Origin of the sequence: Chryseobacterium sp. SIMBA_029 (genome assembly GCF_046535275.1) — a bacterium.
Lineage (GTDB): Bacteria > Bacteroidota > Bacteroidia > Flavobacteriales > Weeksellaceae > Chryseobacterium.
Genome location: NZ_JAWRXA010000419.1, coordinates 1 through 266 on the forward strand (window position 1 = coordinate 1; position 266 = coordinate 266).

Genomic DNA, 266 nt, shown 5'->3' on the forward strand with positions numbered 1-266 from the left:
CTTTAAAAGTAGTTCCAAAATCCCATTCCAAGGGAGTTTATAGGCCGGAAACCATAGATTGGTCAATAGAAACAGAAAATATCTGCAATGTAGAAAAAGGTGGAATTATGCTGATGAAACCTCTCACGCTACATGGCTCAAACAGAACAACTAATGGAAAGAAAAGAAGAGTAATCCATATTGAATTTTCAGATATGGAACTTCCGGAAGTTCTTCAATGGGCTGAAAGAATGAATTCAAATATGGGGTAAATCAAAAGACAGCCT

Annotated in this window: 1 protein-coding gene; it reads left to right on the forward strand. The window is 36.5% G+C overall.

The annotated features are described in order from the left end of the window. A partial coding sequence (locus SB679_RS24665) for a phytanoyl-CoA dioxygenase family protein (RefSeq protein WP_410704919.1) occupies nt 1-251 on the forward strand: 251 nt, incomplete at its 5' end. Nucleotides 252-266: the final 15 nt, after the last annotated feature.